The sequence below is a fragment of the Alteromonas sp. 009811495 genome, from assembly GCF_028865455.1.
Taxonomy (GTDB): Bacteria; Pseudomonadota; Gammaproteobacteria; order Enterobacterales; family Alteromonadaceae; genus Alteromonas.
Window position 1 is genome coordinate 3564893 of record NZ_CP113972.1, and the last position, 17882, is coordinate 3582774.

Consider the following 17882-nt stretch of genomic DNA (forward strand, 5'->3'; position numbering starts at 1 on the left):
AAGCCTTTGGCTTATTCCACATTAACTATTTTAGTCATACACTTACAAGAATATTGGAGCCGTGTGTAAGTATATGGAAATTGTATTAATTGACGATCACGAAGTAGTAAGAGATGGTATTGCCGCACTTATTGAGCAAGAATATGGGTGGCATGTTAAGCACTCCGTCAGTACCCTTTCCGCTCTGCCCTCTCACACTAGTCTCGATGATGTCGATGTTGTGGTATTAGACATTTCGCTTGCTAATGAGTCTGGTTTCGATGTACTAACCACAATTAAATCGCAAGCACCCCATGTAAAGTGCCTGATGTTAAGTATGTACGATCACGTGGCATACATAACTAAAGCATTAGAGCTTGGTGCCGATGGATACGTGACAAAAACAGCGGCAACGAAAGAACTAATGGATGCACTTGAAGCGCTAGAGCGAGATGAAAACTACTTGAGTTCAGATATCAGTAGTAAGCTGGCATTTGGAGAAAAGCGCGTGATTGCCCAGCTCACTGAACGAGAAAAAGAAGTTTTTTTATTACTGGCGAAGGGACTACAACCAAAGCAAATTGCTTATCGAATAGATACCGCGCCCAAAACAGTGATGGTTCACAGAACGAATATCTACCGAAAACTTAATACCACCTCACAGTTTGGATTGTTAAAGATTGCGCTGGAAACCGGCATGCTAGACTTAGCAGACTTCATCAATGAAGATACAGTATCGCAGTAAACTCTGTGATATTTGACTTATTAACAAGACACTTCCACTGTTTAAATGGAATCCTCTGACAGCTCCCGCACTATTTCGACACAATCCGCTATGTCTTCCATTTTTTCACCACACTATCTTCTTTATGGCTTGCTCTATACGTGTTGTTTTCACGGGCTTTGGCTAATTAGCAGCCATTTTGAAACCGTTACCAGTACCGTAAGTTGGTACTTACCTGCAGGTGTAAGGTTAGGCGCATTTTTACTGCTGCCAATGCGAAGCTGGCCTGCTTTGTTACTTTGCGAGAAACTTACTCATCTACTTTTATTTTCCCCAGGTGGGATTTTAGACAATAGCCAATTTATGAGTGGTAGTGTTTATTGGTATTTAGTCCACTTAATGATTACCCCTTTATTGCTGTGCGCTGCGGTATATACCTTTCGTCGTTTCTATAGCAGCCCTTATCTCGATAATGTATCGAGTACACTGTCTTTACTCAGCTTTTCAATGTTACTGAGTATCGCACTGGGGTTTATGTTTTTGGGGCGAAGAGCATTGGAATCCAACATGGATTTAGTATCGTTTTTAGTTACCCTTTTCGAATTCTCATTAGGTGACTTCGTAGGAATAATTGTTATTGTTCCTATATTAATAACGCTTTATACCAAACAGTGTTTCAAGCATGGCGGGGGGCAGCTCTATTATATCGTCGCGGGCTGGTTGCTCGCTTTAAGTGGCAGTGTCTTAGCATTCGATAACGGTATAAACCTAAGCTACCAACTAAAATATATCGCTGTACTTCCGGCTCTTTATCTTGCCCATCGGTTTGGCATTTATGGAAGCTCTTTGTCTTGTATTCTTATCGGAGTAACCGCATTTTTAGTTTCTTCACAAACAACATTGAATCCGTTAGAGCATCAGTTCTATATCATTGCCTTGTGTGTAAGTAGCTTGATCCTAGGAGCATCAGTAACACAAGCTAAAAGAATGAACACGACCCTTGCACTATCTAACGCGAAAATTCGCGAAAAAAACGCATTACTTAACAAAGCAATCGATAATACTCGCGCAGTGACCGCAAAGCTCGTGGCGGTGCAAGAAGAAGAGAGAAGAACGCTTTCACGTGATTTGCATGACGATTTTGGTCATAGAATAGTAGATTTAAAACTTCAACTTTCTCTCAGAAAGAAAGAAGATTTATCAACGGTTCTGTCAGAGAAAATTGATAGTCTTTACTTTGCTATGAAGAAAAGCTTAGGAAGTCTTCGACCCAGTGGTATCGACACGCTTTCTATCGAAGCCGTACTACAACGTTCTGAAATTATATCGTCGCTCAATGCATCTAATATTGCCTACACTTTGAACGTATCTGGAGCAGCGGTCGCACTAGAGAATGAAAAGAAAATTCACATCTATCGAATAATTCAAGAAGCGGTGACCAACTGTATCAAACACGCAAACGCCACAAGACTTAATATTGACGTTGTGTATCATCCCACTGTTGCTACGTTTACCATCTCGGATAATGGCATGGGTATTCCCGCTTCCTACCTGACAGATAGCATCAAAGACGCACCCGTCGATTTTTCAATGGGTATACTTTCAATGCACGAGCGAGCGCATTTGATAAGCGGTAAGCTCAGCATTTTGAAAAATACGCCTTCTGGCACAGTAGTCAGTATCGCTATTGAAGTGTAATAATCCCGCGTTACCCTTTGTTTTTATGATACATTGCTGCCAAGTTTCCCTTTTTGGTACTACACATGGATTTGCATAAAAACGTACATCACCAGCCTCCCTTACTAAAGCGACAATTCGCTAAACTCATTGCCGCCGTATTCGCCTCTATTGCGTTACTTACTGCCTGTAAGAGTACTGAGCAGCCACCGCAATATACCTATGAGGTATCAGCAACGGCTTATGATGACGTAGTTAACGCACAGAAAAGTGCTCTAGAAAATGGAAAGTTACTACTCGTAGTGCTCGGCGCTCAGTGGTGCCATGACAGTACAGGCCTAGCAAAACGTTTCCAAACTCAAGAAATGCAGCCTATTCTTACATCTCATTACGAAACCATATTTGTAGACGTAGGCTTACTGGAAGACCGAAGAGCAATTACTCAACGATTTGACTATCCAACCTATTATGCCACTCCCACGGTAATGATAGTGGACCCTGCTTCAAGTGCATTATTGAATCGCGCTAGCATGGCAATATGGGGACGGGCAGACAGTATAGCCCTTGCTGATTATGTAGACTACTTTACTAAGTTTGCTCAACTTTCTGATAAACAAAAGTTACCCATGATGAATTGGCAAGCCGACCCACAAGTTGCTGCGTATGACACTCAACACGCAGCGCGTTTGCAAAAAGCGTACGACTTATTAGGCCCATTATTGCAAAAGGATATTGCTGGAGAGCCACCTGAAGGTTTTTACGATCTGTGGAAAGAAGTACGAGGTTATAGAAGTGATTTACAGGAAACGATGGTTAAGCGCGCTGAAACTCAACTAGAGCAGAATGACAATGAGAAAGCTGACGCCCAAGTCTCGCCAGCTCTGCGTCATTATCATCCTTTCTCATGGGAATCAAAGTAGCGACAGAATCTGCGTGCTACTGTGCAGTAGCACGCTGTGGGGTGTGTTTGCCACTATTGTTCGTATTGCCGCTTCTTGAGCGATTGGCGTTATTGTTGCGATGCTTGGGCCGTGAATGCTGTTTTTTGGCCCCACTTCTATTGGCCTTGGCATCACTTTTAGTATTCGCAGAAGGCGCCTTTGTCGACGATGCGCTACTTAGCGTTTTGGGCGTTTTTGGCTTCTTGGGCTTTTTCGGTTTTTTGGGCTTCGACAACGTTGTTGGCGGTACTGCTTGTTGTGGCTCGAACCCTTCAAGCGTTTCTCTTGGTAATAGCTTTTGAATAAGCGTTTCAATATCTTTTAAGCTTTGAAGTTCTTCGGCACAGACAAACGACCAAGCCTGACCACTGGCACCAGCACGCCCGGTACGACCTATACGATGCACATAATCTGCCGCCGTATTTGGTAAATCAAGATTAACCACTATGGGTAGCTCGCTAATATCGATGCCTCGAGCTGCAATATCGGTAGCCACAAGCACTTTGATGTCACCGCTTTTGAAATCGGCCAAGGCTTTTGTTCTTGCACCTTGGCTTTTATTTCCGTGAATAGCTGCACTTGGAATTTTAGAACGAGTAAGTTTCTCTGCAATTCTGTTGGCGCCGTGCTTGGTACGACTAAAAACGAGCACTTGCTCCCATTTTTGTTGCTTAATAAGACAAATAAGTGCCGTTGTCTTTTTTGACTTATCAATGGTAACAAGATGCTGCTCTACAGCATCAACTGTTGAATTTGCAGGTGTTGTAGAAATGCTAACAGGATCTTGAGTAATGGTTTGAGCCAATGCGGTTATTTCAGGTGAGAATGTTGCTGAAAACAATAAGCTCTGTCTTTTCTCAGGAAGTAATTTAAGCACTTTTTTGATGTCGTGGATAAACCCCATATCCAGCATTCTGTCGGCTTCATCAAGCACCAACACTTCAAGCTGAGAAAATTTCACTGCATTCTGCTGATAAAGGTCTAGCAGTCTGCCGGGCGTTGCAATAAGCACATCAACGCCTTTTCTAAGCTTCATCATTTGCGGGTTTATACCAACACCACCGAATACCACTGCAGTTTTTAGCGGCAAGAATTCACCAAAATGACGAATACTTTCTTCTACTTGTGCAGCGAGTTCTCGGGTAGGCGTTAATATTAGCGCTCTTACGTTGTTGGCAGAAACTTTGTTACCCTGCATGAGCTTTTGAAGAATAGGTAAACCAAAACCGGCCGTTTTGCCTGTTCCGGTTTGCGCAGCCGCTAACACATCACGCCCTTTTAATACCTCGGGTATTGCTTTTTCCTGTATCGGTGACGGTGTGGTAAAACCACGCTTTTCAATTGCTTTTAGCAACGGTTCAGCAAGCCCAAGCTGGGTAAATGACATTAACTAACTCCTGAAATAGCTATTTGCCTAAATATAGGTCGAAGAATGATTAGTAGCGTGGCAGCTATAGCACTTACCGTGTGAGATTATAGCTTAAGAAGAAATTCTATAGTGATACGCCAATTCGCCGATGCCAATAACACCAAGAATTGTCGATTAAGGAAGAATGATATTTACTCTTACACAACGCGGCGCGGAGTCTACCACCAATATGCCACGTTCGCTAGCACATTTTTTAGTCAGCTGTCAGCACGTTCATTTATTGATATTTAAAATTGGCACAGCATAGTCTGTTTGAAGATATTCCATTAAATCACTGAGTTTCATTGGTCTTGCGAAAAAGTAGCCTTGCATAGCAGTTGCACCAATTTTCTTTGCAAATGCTACCTGTTCATCGGTTTCCAGCCCCTCTAGCGTGCAAGGCAAGGTTAACTGACGACACATATCTACTACATTCTGTATGATCAATGCCCTGCGATGATTACCATCTCCGTCGAGCGGAAAATTGGGAAGCAATGACCTATCAATCTTAATGGCATCATACGTATCTTCGGCAAGTTCAGACACACAAGAATACCCCGTACCAAAATCATCAATGGACACTTTAATGCCCAACGATTTTAGGCGTTTAATAGTCTGCCTTGCTTTTGCGCTTTGTAATGTCGACTCTGTTATTTCTAATACAATTCTACCAGCGTTAACGTTATGCGCCCGTATGCGCTCTTCAAATATGCCTAACACCAAATCATTTTGTAACTGTGCTGCCGACATATTAAGATTGACGAGAACATCGCCAAAGCCACAGCGAGTTAGTTTTTTAATTGCTTCACAAGCTTCTTCTAACATCAACAGCCCGAGTTCGTGGATATACTTGCTGCGCTCAGCGATTGGAATAAACTTGTCTGGTCTTACTATATTCCCATCCGCTAAATACCACCTAGCTAACGCTTCAACAGCCAAAATATTTCCGCAAGCACCAATAATGGGCTGGAAATGCGCCACTATGTCCTTTTCGGCAATAGCCGAGCCTAAACCTTGCTGAATGAATAATCGATATTCGATATCTTTAGTTAATCCGTCATTGAACATTACCGTGTTGTTTTTTCCGAATTGCTTTGCGGAATACATAGCGATGTCCGCATTTTTTAGCAACTCCGTTGTCGTTATACTTTCTGAAGCACTGGCTACGCCAATACTTGCCGAAATTTGAAAGTCCCCAGAGGTTGTTTTAAAGGCTCGCTGAAAAACGGTATTAATTCGGGACGTGATTCGATGCAGTTCAGTACGGCAGGTAGTGCGGGTAACAACAACAAATTCATCGCCACCAAAACGAATAACACTGTCTGACTCTCTTAATACCGATTTAAAACGACTGGCACATACGCGTAAAATTTCATCCCCTACTTCGTGGCCATGAGTATCGTTAATAAGTTTAAATTCATCTAAATCAATAAATATGACCGTACAGACATCATTCGATTCCTTAAAGCTCTCGACAACACGGTTGAGGTAGTTTCTGTTTCCAACGCCGGTTAAAGCGTCAGTAAACGCAAGGTATTTCAGCTGGTTTTCTGATAATTTGAGGTCGGTTACATCAGTGAATATTGCGACATAATATTGATTTAGTGCAGTCGTCGAAAACGACGATACCGACATGACGAGGTGCCGTCTCTCTCCTTTTTCACTGACTACGGTTATATCGGTTCTTAAGCCGTCCTTTAAATAATCAATGGGAGGGTCTTCTTTTCTCGCACGTGGAAAGACACTTTCAAATGGTGCTGAAATAATATCAAGCAAAAGCTTATCCATCATTTCACAGAAAGCATTGTTGGCTTTTATGATTTTACCTTTCTCATCACACACCAAGACACCTTCTTGGATCTCGTTTACTATTTTGTTAGCAATGCCTAAATTAGATTGGGTGTTTTGCAATACCGATATATCTTGGATTGCACCTATCTGTACTTGGTTATTTGCCAAAGTTACATCAGATAGTACAACTTGATACCACTGTGTTTCTCTTCCGTCTAAGTCCAGTTGAAGTACAGAAAGAAAGTCAGTTTTATTTTCTATTGCTTGCTTTAAACTATCTATTTCTTCGTCGGGGAACAGAGCCGTAAAACTGTCGAGTGACAATGATTTGGGAAAATTAAAGAGGTTATCAACACTCTTGACTACTACAGACCGAGAGCTAGAATCCACCTCAAGCACACCTAGTTTCGCTACTTTAGAAGCCATCGCAAAACGCTTATTTGAACTCACCAACTCATGCTCTATTCGCTTGCGCTTCAGCGCAATTTGAATGGTGGTTTGTAATGATACTTCACTGTAAGGCTTCATCAAATAACCATAGGGCGAAATAGCTAGTGCTTTCGCGATGGTTGCGTCATCGCTATAACTGGTAGTAAATACAATGGGAATGTCGTAAACATCGACAATAGCTTTCGCTACATCCACTCCCGACTTTTCACTACCGAGGTTGATGTCCATCAAAACCAGGTCTACTTTGACCTTTTTCAGCATATTTAAGATACTATCGATATCTGAAGATATACCTGCGACATCCATACCAAAATTCTTAATAAAGCTGCTGGTATGCATTGCCTCCACAATTTGATCTTCAACAATCAATATTTGTGCTCTGTGAACTAATAACATACTGACCTCGTCTCAAAGCCCATAGCGTTAATGGTTTCACTAAGCAACAGAGGGTCGACTGGCTTTGTTAATATTGTCGTGCCTGCCAATACTTCAGGCAATTCTAGAGACGAACCGTACCCAGTAATAAACACAAAGGGTATTCCCCGTTCTTTTAACTCTATACCCAATGGAAACGTATTTTCACTGCCTAGATGAACATCTAAAAACACAACTTGAGGCGAGCGCTTACCTAGTGCTTTTTTGGCAGTGCCTACATCGCCAAAAATCTCTACATTAGTAAAACCAGTAGCTTTGAGGAGCTTTTGCAAATTAAGTGAAATAAGTAAATTGTCTTCGACAATATACGCACTATTGCGTTCAACGGCCTGTAATACCTCGCCGTCGCAATGCAATGACTCAGAATTAGAAACCCTAATTTGCCCATCATCCCTTTCGTCTTCATTCGCTTCCACGTATTTACTCGGAATGACAAAAAGAGCATTGAGCCCTTCAACAGATGGGGTTAAAACTACGTTCCCACCAAGTTCGTGTGGAATGACTGATTTAATAATCGTCATCCCGAACCCCTCTTTTTCAATTGAGGCAATTGGTGGCCCCCCGGCTTCACTCCACTTTATTTCAACGTCGCCATGAGTATTATATTGCCACGTAATCGACACTTTACCGTCATTGCTAGTAGCGCTGAGCGCGCCATATTTAGCAGCATTCGTAATCATTTCGTGAAAAACAAGCACGATGGGAGTAACAGCATAAGAGGTCAACTTTATAGAGGGGCCATCAATGGTAAAAGCAGATTCATTAACCATGTATGCCTTTAGTTCATTAACAAGAAGTTGTTTAAAAACAATACTGTTCCACGAGGCGTGTGTAAGCTGGTCGTGACCTAAGGCCAGCGCAGATATGCGCGATGATAGTGATGATACAAAGGATTCAATATCGTTTTTAGTCTGTGATGTTTGCCCGACGATTGCGCTAACGAGATTGAGAATGTTGCGCACCCTATGATTAAGCTCACCAATAAGTAACTCAAGTCTTTTTTTCGCTTCCCGCTGAAGCGCTTCTTTTTCATGTAAGTGGCGTATGCTTAGTTCCATTACTCCAGATCTGAGAGATTTTGCACGTTCTAGATCCAAAGTAGACCAAACTCTAGACTGCTCTTCATTGGTTTCAAGCCATTTTTCAAAGCTAGCACGTGGTGTAAGTATGGCCCCGCTTTCTGTTTTTTCGACACGTTTTTCTGGATTACCAGCCCAAGCAACATGTTGAACCACAGAAGTTCGATACAAAAAAATAAAATCCATTGGCGAAGAAGATATTTTTATAGCCAAGACGCCTGCAACGTTACTATTTGAAAGTCTCGGGTCTGCCGTTACCAATTTATCTAATTGGTATATTTCTTCGTTCGGGTTTTGAGAAAGAAAATCCGTTAGCATTTTTACTTTGCTCTTGCTAAGCGCAACACCTGCTTTGGTATATTCGTCGCTAAAGCTACAGCCGATACCGTCGATATCAATCAAACTTCTTATAAGCGAAAGCTGGTCAACAATGGCCCTAGCAAGTGAAGAACCTAATGACAAGTTACTTAGAACACGCGTGAAAGCACCATTGGCACGCTCACTAATCTTAATTCTCTCGCTAACTAACTTGTGTGATAACTCCAAAGAAAACATTTCACCAAATAGCTCTAGCTGAGATAACAGCCTTCCAGGAAGATGCCTACTTGAACCGTGATGACAGGCAATAAGTCCCCAGAGCTCGCCGTCTACAATCACGGAAATGGACATCGAAGCACCAACGCCCATATTTTTTAAATACTGAATATGAACTTCGGATACTGCCCGCAGCTTCGACAGTGATAAGTCTAACTCAGCGGTCTCTTCACTAGATGACACAATAGAAGGCGTGTCGGCATTGACGTCAACAACATGCCTGATTAGGTTTTGCTTGTATAAGCGCCGAGCCTGAGCGGGAATGTCAGAGGCTGGATAACGAAGACCCATAAATGTCTCTATATCTTGCGACTTTGACTCTGCGACCACCTCACCTGAACCATCGTCTAGGAACTGATACAACATTACCCTATCAAAGCCTGTGGCGTACCTCACCCCTTCCACAACGTTTTCATTGAGCTCCTTTACCTTTTGAGAACCGGAAACCTGCTTCATCAAGGCTGTAACGAGGTTATCTTGATTACTCGACTGGGGCGTTTTCTCAAATTCAATCACGATAAACGCACTAGTTTGATGTACTGCAATATCAAACACATCATTGCTATTAGGCAAAGAAGCACTGTAAATATGGCACGCTCTATTAATAATCGCCGACTGTTGCTGAGCCCCTCGAATACTATGAACAAATTCCCTATCGAAACGCTCCCACAGGTTGGTACCTAGTAGCTCTTGTGGAGATAAAGCAAATAACTCGGCTATATTAGTGCTCGCGTGAGTCACGATACCCTGTTGGTCGACGGCAACAAGAAAACCAGTAGGTTGTATTCGCCCGAGTAGATGAATAGGCTCTTTGTCACATTGCTGAATCAGTGTCTGTATATCGTCTGAGTTACTTTGCATCACGTATGTCCAATGCTCTTTTTAAAAGTAACGCAACCTCCACTAACACTGCACAATAGTTAATGATTGAAGTCACTCAATAAGGGAATGCAACAATTTGCTATCGCTTCTTAAACAGTAGACCAAAATGTTCAGATAACACATTTTCATGCAAATAAGTTTATATATTGCGTAAACAAATGTGGATGTAGCGAACTAACGTGTGGGATAGTGAGCCTCCCTTCCCATTTATATTAGTGTTTTCGACAACTGCTTATTTTTCAAGTTAGTCGATGAATTAGCTGAATTTATTTCTATCTGGACGATAAAAAAGTTTTTCTCTACAAAACTCAAACTCAGAATAACACGGTACTCAAAAAACAAAAAAAGCAAATAATATCATTACCTTGAAAACCTTTGAGGTACTGAGAGCATGCTAATCAAATGACACGAATTATCGGTAAATAATGCTCCAGTGCTGAAAATAGAAACTGAAACTCAAACCAATTAATAAAAAAAGCTTTACGATATTTGGTATAAAGGATAAAAAGCGCTCAATTAAATTTATACTGCCGTGAGGGCGGTTTATAGGATTAAAAAGACAGCATGAATGTAGAGACTATAACGCTTCATCTAGAGGAAAAACTTACGCTTATTAAAGCGTCAGTTATGTCCGACAGTTTTCTTATCCAGCTAGCAACAATGCTCGTTATCTACAGCGTTGCCTTTGTGCTTGCAAGACAAGTTAAGAAGCCATTTAAATTTACACGCGAAGCGCCCTCTCAAGGGGCTCACACATTACACGGCTTTATGTATAACTTGGGTGAAGCCTTATTTCCGTTAATCACCATTAGCATGCTGAAATTAACCACCGTACTTGGGGCTCAATTCCAATTTGACGCTTGGCTTTTGGAAATTGCTGTTGTTGTTGCGCTTATGCTTTTTGTGAATTCACTCATCAATGGATTTGTCGTAAACGAAACAATCGCAATGATTATGCGCTGGGTGGGTTTGCCAATTTTGTTTCTCCACCTGATTGGCGTGCTACCGCTTATTACATCAGCACTTGAATCAATTGCTATATCGGTTGGAAATGTAGAAATTTCTGCTTACGGTGTCGTACGAGTATTGTTGTTTGGTGCCCTGTTGTTTTGGCTTGGCAGAAGCTCCAATGCGATTGGTCAAGATATTATTCGAAATCACAAGTCGCTTGATGTATCCACCAAAGAAGTGTTTGCAAAGTTATTTGAAGTTGCCCTGTTCTGCGTTGTATTTCTTCTATTGCTAAATGTAATGGGTATTAATCTAACGGCGCTCGCTGTATTTGGTGGTGCCGTGGGTGTGGGTTTAGGTCTCGGCTTGCAGTCTATAGCATCGAACTTTATATCTGGCATTATTATATTGTTAGACAAGTCTCTTACTGTCGGTGATTACGTAGAACTAGAAGACGGCCAGAAAGGCATAGTACGCGAGTTTAAGATGCGTTACGCCGTGCTAGAAACCTTTGATGGTAAGGATATTTTGGTTCCTAATGAGAAGTTTATTAGCTCATCGTTAATTAATTGGACCCACAAGAATCTAAAACAGCGCTACCGTATTGATTTTTCAGTGGCATACAAGACCGACATTCGCGCCATGGTCGAGATTGTTAAAGAAGCCGTTGCAGCGCATCCTCAAGTGATTTCTGGCGACGATATTCCGTTTGAAGAGCTTCCTGATTGTGAAATTGATAGCTTTGGTGATTCGGGTGTGAATATGTTTGTCGAGTTTTGGATGGAAGGCGTAGATGATGGAAAAAATCGCGTAGGTGGTGACTTGCTACTAACGGTTTTTGAAACGTTACGTGAACACAATATCGAAATTCCGTTCCCACAGAGGGAAGTTCGAGTCATTAATGAACAGGATATAGGTATTCGCAACACCACGCCGTAACTACTGTACTGAATGTCGCGCTAGCTTAAAACCTAGCGCGAAGCGTATCCCATTCCCACTGTTGAGTAAGTAAACCAAACAGACGGGTAAACTTCTCGTAGTCGGCTTTTCCCATCGCAATAGCCACTGTTTTCAGTTGAGATTTAGCTTTGATTGCTTTGACTTGTAGCAACTCTAGCCTTTTGTCAGCGCTCTCGTCAAAACTATCGGCAATAATAAGACTCGCTTTCTGACTAGCCTCCCACGCTGTGATCACATATTCCACCAGCTTTTTGTACACATTGACCATGCGTTTACGTTCAAACACGTCCTCAAAAATAGAGCCGCGCACAACATGTTGAAACCCGGCCTCGGTTTCATACTTCGATTGACTATCTAATTCATTCAATAGCACAAGAATGCTATGTAAAAGGCGTAAATGATCAGCATTATTGTATTGCGAGGGCTCCAAAAGCGAAATGTCATCACTTAACATTTCCAAGTTCACTAATATACGCTGTAGTGTTGCCATTAACTCAGGGCCCGTAGCCAATGTATCGCTGGATAGTCTAAAAGAATTCAGTGTACAGAATGTGTTCTGCTATTGCTAAATATTGTGAGACAAATTTGGTGACTTTGTTTAAACGAATTAAGGCATGATAAAGGTTGCGGTATGTTTTTGCAGCGAAATGTACTAAAAAGGCCAGAAGCCCAAGTGGAAGATAAAAAACGGGGCTATTGCCCCGTTTTCCGTTTATTCGTTGCTTTGCTGCGCATTGCTATAGCGCATGCTTACAACTATAGGTCGGCATGCAAGTCATGACGTAAATCGAACCGGTCTAACGTCATTACTTTTGTCCATGCATCCACAAAGTCTTCAACAAAACGTTGCTTAGCATTATCGTAAGCGTAAGCTTCAGCAACAGCGCGCAGTTCACTGTTTGAACCGAATACCAAGTCCACTGGCGTACCTGTGTACATCACTTCGCCAGTCTGACGGTTTACGCCTTCGTAAACTGCAGGATTATCAGTTTTTCTCCATTTGATACCCATATCGAGAAGCTTCACGAAGAAGTCGTTATTTAGCGTTCCTACTTTGTCTGTGAACACACCATGCGTTGCGCCACCTGTGTTGGCACCAAGTGAACGCAAGCCACCTAGCAATACCGTCATTTCAGGCACAGTTAAACTAAGCTGGTCCGCTTTATCAACCAACATATCAGTAGGAGAGCGGTAGCTAGCTTCTGCGTTATAGTAGTTTCTAAACGCATCTGCTGTTGGCTCAAGAAGTGAGAAAGAATTCACATCTGTTTGCTCTTGAGTCGCATCAGTTCTGCCAGGGACAACAGGCACAGTTATCTTAACACCGGCATCAGACGCCGCTTTTTCGATAGCTGCCGCACCACCAATAACAATCAAATCTGCAAGCGACACTTTCTTCTTAGAGAACATGCGAGAATTATATTCTTCTTGCACTTCTTTAAGCTTAGTGACTACCGCCTTTACGGTTTCTGGTTCGTTGGCTTCCCAGCTCATTTGTGGCTCAAGGGCGATACGCGCACCATTAGCACCACCACGATAATCTGATGCTCTGAAGCTAGCCGCTGATGCCCACGCTGTTTTTACAAGCTGTTGAACTGATAATCCTGTATCTAAGATTTCTTTTTTCAGCTTCTTCACGTCTTTGTCAGAGATTGCTTTGTAATCTGCTTTTGGTACAGGGTCTTGCCAAATGAAATTTTCTTTTGGTATGTCATTACCCAAATAACGTGCTTTTGGACCCATGTCACGGTGCGTTAGCTTAAACCACGCTTTTGCAAATGCAGTTTGGTATTCTTTCGGATCTGCTAAGAAGCGCTCTGCAATTTTGCGATACTCAGGATCGTACTTAAGCGCCAGGTCTGCGGTTGTCATAACCGGCGGGTTCTTTTTACCCTCAACGTGTGCGTCCGGTACAGACGTATGTGCCGCTTCGTCGGTTGGGATCCAAATAATAGCGCCAGCAGGACTACGCGTTTGCTTCCACTCAAAACCAAGAAGATTCTGCAAATACAAGCTTGTCCATTTAGTCGGAAGCTGTGTCCACGCACCTTCTAAACCACTGGTTACTGTATCTTCAGCGTTACCTTTTCCGCAGTTGTTCTTCCAACCTAATCCTTGTTCCTCAAGGCCAGCGCCACCGGGCTCTGCCTCTAGACAATCAGCAGGCTTGTGCGCACCGTGCATTTTACCAAACGTGTGACCACCCGCGATAAGGGCGACAGTTTCTTCATCGTTCATTGCCATACGGCCAAACGCGGTGCGAATGTTCTTAGCCGACCCCATAGGATCAGGAACGCCTTTTGGACCTTCAGGGTTAACATAGATTAACCCCATATGCGTTGCACCTAGTGGACGCTGAAGCTTGCCGTCTTTTTCTTCGCGATCGCTTGCTAACATTTCAACTTCTGGGCCCCAATAAACCATATCAGGTTCCCAATCATCGGTACGACCGCCAGCAAAACCATAGGTATCGAAACCCATATTCTCCATGCCCACGGTACCCGCTAAGATCATCAGGTCACCCCATGACAAGCTTTCACCGTACTTTTGTTTGATTGGCCAAAGTAGTCGACGCGCTTTGTCTAGATTGCCATTGTCAGGCCAGCTGTTAAGAGGGTCGAAGCGCATTTGACCACCATCACCGCCACCACGGCCATCTAGCGTTCTATAAGTACCTGCGCTGTGCCAAGAAAGGCGAATAAAGAATGGACCGTAATTACCGAAATCAGCCGGCCACCAATCTTGCGAAGTAGTGAGAAGATCATTAACGTCTTTTTTAACTTGGTCTAAGTCCAGCTTTGAGAACGCTTTAGCATAGTCAAAATCTTCACCAAGTGGATTTGAGCGACTGTCATGATCGCGTAATGGCGAGAGATCCAATTGGTTGGGCCACCAAAACTGATTCGTTTTTGCTTGAAACGCTTTAGACATTCCTGTGCCTTTTGCGCCAGCAGGCTTAGTCATTTGATCATTTGCTAGTGCGCCAGTGGCACTTAAACTCAATGCTACCAAAGCAGAAAGTGTGGTTTTCTTAAACCTTGATGTGATCATGGTCTTTTCCCGTCTTTAAATTGTTATTCGTTGTTCGATTGCTAAAAAGCAACAAACCCTAGCGTTAACATTTTGTTTACTTGTGCGTTTAAAAAGATAGACAGAGACACTTCATATTTACAGTCAATTAAATGGATTCAGATGATTGATATTTCCAATCAACAATAAAGTTTTTTATTTTCAACAAATTAAATAAAGACACATCAAAAGTAAGAATCAACCACAATAAGAAAAAAGCCACTTGAATTTCATGAATCTATTTCACAGCGCGCGAATTTTTTACGTTGTTCGCCTGAAATACGATTCTTTCACTCCCTAAAAGTGGTTAAAAATAAAACGCCAAACTGATGATTTTGAAATTTTTTCGTAGTTTTCGATACGTTTTTGCAACTTCTACGCTGGCATAGCATTTGAAACAGGAAAGGAGGACACAGTTGGGAAACATAAATGCCAACTAAAGCACATTTTCTTCATACGAGAAGTCAATGGATTGTTAAAGAAGTAAGAGGACGAACTTATGAAAAACACACTTAAATCACTGACAAGTATTGCTACGGTAGCATCAATTAGTGCAATGGCCGCTTTTGGTGCGCAGGCCCAAACAAGCGAAATAGAAGTCAAGGACAGTGGCTTCTATGTTGGCGGTAATTACGGTTATCTTCGCGTTGAAGGTGAAGATGACTTTGATGACGATAAAGATGTGTGGCAAGGACTTGTAGGGTATAAGTTTAACGAATGGATTGCACTAGAAGGTGGCTATATCGATTTCGGTGATTATGGCAACGACATAGCCGGCGCTGAAACTGACGGCTACACAGCGGCAATTAAAGGTATTCTACCGCTAACAGAGCGTTTTTCACTGTACGCCAAAGCAGGCCAGTTGTGGTCAGAAACTGAGTATAACATTGGCACAATTCGCCGAGATAACGATGACGAAAGTCTGTTTGTTGGTGCGGGCTTAAGCTATGCAATCACGAGTAATTTCTTGGTTAATGCCGAATACACGGTTTACGACACTGAGCTAGATGCTGACGAAGCATTTGATGACATCGACGACACTGATTTTGAAACAGATCTAAAGCAGGCCAGTATTGGTGTTGAATACCGCTTCTAATCGATTTTTTTGACAGTGGTAATACTTCATACAGGTCTCCTTAGCTAGCTAAGGAGACCTTTTGTTTATGCAAACACGACTTTCGCGTTTCTTTATTATCCATCAATACGTTGAATTAATTGCGCCAACTCTTCTATCTTTGAAACCGTTGTTTTTACCAAGTTATCAATTTCATTCGAAGACGCTTGAGAATTACCTGCAAGTGTTCTCACCTCGTCGGCTACCACAGCAAACCCCCTTCCCATCTCTCCAGCACGAGCAGCTTCAATAGCGGCATTAAGTGCCAGTAAATTAGTTTGTTCTGATATCGAATTTATTGTACCGACAATTGTACTTATAGTTTGGCTGGTAGTAAGTAACTCTTGCATGGCGCCTTGGGTATCGTTTACCGCTTGTTTTCTACCAGATATATTGACCGCAAAAAATACATAACGTGTAATTTGACCATTAAAGTTCTTAAGTGCGCTAATCCGAGAGTCAAATGCCAAATAATTACCATTGGCTTTAAACTCAACAATTTTCGATACGAATCCTGAAGCTGACAGTTTATCTTTATCTTCACTGGTAAGACGCCCCATTAATTCTTGCGCGAAGTCTTTAGAGTCCATTGTCCCTTTAAGCGTATCTTTCAATAGTTTGTTGGCCTCAATAACTTCGCCATCTGGCTTCATCTCAAGTAACACCAATGCACTGCCAATCGCTTTAAGTTTGTTGGTAAAATCTAGCGCCATTTGTTTTACACGGGTTATATCTGCTTGAACTGCAATGAAGTTAACCAATTTTCCTGCATCAAACACTGGGTTAATTGATAACGATGTCCAATAAGGCGTACCATCTTTTCTGTAATTAAGAATTTCGTCGTAAAAAGCTTCTCTGTTTTTTAGTTTCTGCCTGATCACATCGACAGTGCGGGGATCTGTCTCTTCGCCTTGTAAGAAAGAACCAGGCTTTTTGCCTCTCACTTCATCAAGTTTCCAGCCGGTAAGTCGGTAGAAACCATTATTCACATACTCAATTAATCCATCGGCGTTTGAAATAATGACTGCATTATCCGTTTCGTTTGCGACCAGCGATAACATTCGCTGTAACTCGCGTTGTTCAACTTCCTCAGTTACATCGCGAATGAATGCTGTATACAAGGTTCTATCGGCAAGTCTCACTTTGGACAGCGACAATCTTCCCCATAAAGTATTACCGTCTTTGCGCTCTATTTTAACTTCTCGACTTGTACCAACGATTTTATCCTGGCCTGTTTCTCTATTAGCATTCACATAGCTATCATGCTCTTTTTGAATAGCTTGAGGTACAAGCATTTTGACATTCTTACCAATTACTTCTGAGCGCTTGTAGCCCCACAACTTTTCTGCAGATGCATTAAATAGCGTTATATTGTTGTGCTCATCTATACACACCACGGCATCAAGTGCCTGCTCAAGGGTTTGCTCAACAATTTCGCGCGACTCCCGCTCTTCGGTAACATCCCGTACGAACGCCGTGTAGTGTTTCTTGCCGCCCACTATCACTTGTGACAATGCAAGCTGAACCCAAATTCGATTACCACTTTTTGTCTCTAATTCGACTTCACGAGAGCTGCCCACAATTTTATTTTTATTTGTGCTGCGATGCGTATTCACATAACTGTCGTGATTTGCCTGGTGTTCGGTGGGCACGAGTTTTCGAATGTTTTTCCCAATAACTTCATCGGGTGAATAGCCCCACAGTTGCTGTGCAGCATGGTTATAAAAAGTAACATTGTTGTTCTCGTCTATGGTCACAACAGCCAGTATAGATTGAGATAATGCCTGCACAGCAGCATTGTCGCGGGAGAAGAAACCCATGTGTACAA

11 protein-coding genes are annotated in these 17882 nt (G+C 42.3%); 5 read left to right on the plus strand and 6 right to left on the minus strand.

Annotated elements, in window-relative coordinates:
* Nucleotides 1-73: 73 nt before the first annotated feature.
* From OZ660_RS16090 to OZ660_RS16100, 3 genes are all read left to right on the plus strand, one after another.
* A complete protein-coding gene (locus OZ660_RS16090) occupies nt 74-724 on the plus strand; it encodes a response regulator transcription factor (RefSeq protein WP_274741622.1) in 651 nt (216 codons plus the stop codon).
* A 90-nt stretch (nt 725-814) separates the two neighbouring features.
* Nucleotides 815-2401, plus strand: a complete 1587-nt coding sequence (locus OZ660_RS16095; protein WP_274741623.1) for an MASE1 domain-containing protein — start codon at nt 815-817, stop codon at nt 2399-2401.
* A gap of 65 nt (nt 2402-2466) precedes the next feature.
* Nucleotides 2467-3300 carry a thioredoxin family protein gene (locus OZ660_RS16100; protein ID WP_274741624.1) on the plus strand — a complete coding sequence of 278 codons (834 nt, stop codon included), beginning with the start codon at nt 2467-2469 and terminating at the stop codon, nt 3298-3300.
* 16 nt (nt 3301-3316) lie between these two features.
* Here OZ660_RS16100 and OZ660_RS16105 read toward each other — a convergent pair whose 3' ends face one another.
* From OZ660_RS16105 to OZ660_RS16115, 3 genes are all read right to left on the minus strand, one after another.
* Nucleotides 3317-4708, minus strand: a complete 1392-nt coding sequence (locus tag OZ660_RS16105) for a DEAD/DEAH box helicase (protein ID WP_274741625.1) — start codon at nt 4706-4708, stop codon at nt 3317-3319.
* Nucleotides 4709-4963: 255 nt separating this feature from the next.
* Nucleotides 4964-7366, minus strand: coding sequence for a GGDEF domain-containing response regulator (locus tag OZ660_RS16110; RefSeq protein WP_274741626.1), 2403 nt, complete (start codon nt 7364-7366; stop codon nt 4964-4966).
* Nucleotides 7357-9939 (minus strand): HWE histidine kinase domain-containing protein, encoded by a 2583-nt coding sequence (locus tag OZ660_RS16115; protein ID WP_274741627.1) that lies wholly within the window; start codon nt 9937-9939, stop codon nt 7357-7359. Before OZ660_RS16115 ends, OZ660_RS16110 begins: the two co-directional genes overlap by 10 nt.
* Before the next feature lie 585 nt (nt 9940-10524).
* Between OZ660_RS16115 and OZ660_RS16120 the strand changes: the two genes are divergently transcribed.
* Entirely contained in the window at nt 10525-11850 is a 1326-nt protein-coding gene (locus tag OZ660_RS16120; RefSeq protein WP_274741628.1) for a mechanosensitive ion channel family protein, read from the plus strand.
* A 25-nt stretch (nt 11851-11875) separates the two neighbouring features.
* Here the strand turns inward: OZ660_RS16120 and OZ660_RS16125 are convergent, their stop codons facing one another.
* Together OZ660_RS16125 and katG are read right to left on the minus strand one after the other, a co-directional pair.
* Nucleotides 11876-12361, minus strand: coding sequence for a hypothetical protein (locus OZ660_RS16125; RefSeq protein WP_226434416.1), 486 nt, complete (start codon nt 12359-12361; stop codon nt 11876-11878).
* A 266-nt stretch (nt 12362-12627) separates the two neighbouring features.
* Nucleotides 12628-14922, minus strand: a complete 2295-nt coding sequence (katG, locus tag OZ660_RS16130) for a catalase/peroxidase HPI (protein WP_274741629.1) — start codon at nt 14920-14922, stop codon at nt 12628-12630.
* Nucleotides 14923-15439: 517 nt separating this feature from the next.
* On the opposite strand from katG, the gene OZ660_RS16135 reads away from it, so the two are divergent.
* Entirely contained in the window at nt 15440-16036 is a 597-nt protein-coding gene (locus OZ660_RS16135; protein WP_202262466.1) for a porin family protein, read from the plus strand.
* Between the two features lie 95 nt (nt 16037-16131).
* On the opposite strand, the gene OZ660_RS16140 is transcribed toward OZ660_RS16135, so the two are convergent.
* Nucleotides 16132-17874 (minus strand): PAS domain S-box protein, encoded by a 1743-nt coding sequence (locus OZ660_RS16140; protein WP_274741630.1) that lies wholly within the window; start codon nt 17872-17874, stop codon nt 16132-16134.
* Nucleotides 17875-17882 lie beyond the last annotated feature (8 nt).

Bases quoted from the DNA above. Each gene is read 5' to 3' on its own strand.
- OZ660_RS16125 (WP_226434416.1), bottom strand. From the start codon at position 12,361: ATGGCAACACTACAGCGTATATTAGTGAACTTGGAAATGTTAAGTGAT.
- OZ660_RS16095 (WP_274741623.1), top strand. From the start codon at position 815: ATGTCTTCCATTTTTTCACCACACTATCTTCTTTATGGCTTGCTCTAT.
- OZ660_RS16105 (WP_274741625.1), bottom strand. From the start codon at position 4,708: ATGTCATTTACCCAGCTTGGGCTTGCTGAACCGTTGCTAAAAGCAATT.
- OZ660_RS16110 (WP_274741626.1), bottom strand. From the start codon at position 7,366: ATGTTATTAGTTCACAGAGCACAAATATTGATTGTTGAAGATCAAATT.
- OZ660_RS16100 (WP_274741624.1), top strand. From the start codon at position 2,467: ATGGATTTGCATAAAAACGTACATCACCAGCCTCCCTTACTAAAGCGA.
- OZ660_RS16090 (WP_274741622.1), top strand. From the start codon at position 74: ATGGAAATTGTATTAATTGACGATCACGAAGTAGTAAGAGATGGTATT.
- katG (WP_274741629.1), bottom strand. From the start codon at position 14,922: ATGATCACATCAAGGTTTAAGAAAACCACACTTTCTGCTTTGGTAGCA.
- OZ660_RS16115 (WP_274741627.1), bottom strand. From the start codon at position 9,939: ATGCAAAGTAACTCAGACGATATACAGACACTGATTCAGCAATGTGAC.
- OZ660_RS16135 (WP_202262466.1), top strand. From the start codon at position 15,440: ATGAAAAACACACTTAAATCACTGACAAGTATTGCTACGGTAGCATCA.
- OZ660_RS16140 (WP_274741630.1), bottom strand. From the start codon at position 17,874: ATGGGTTTCTTCTCCCGCGACAATGCTGCTGTGCAGGCATTATCTCAA.
- OZ660_RS16120 (WP_274741628.1), top strand. From the start codon at position 10,525: ATGAATGTAGAGACTATAACGCTTCATCTAGAGGAAAAACTTACGCTT.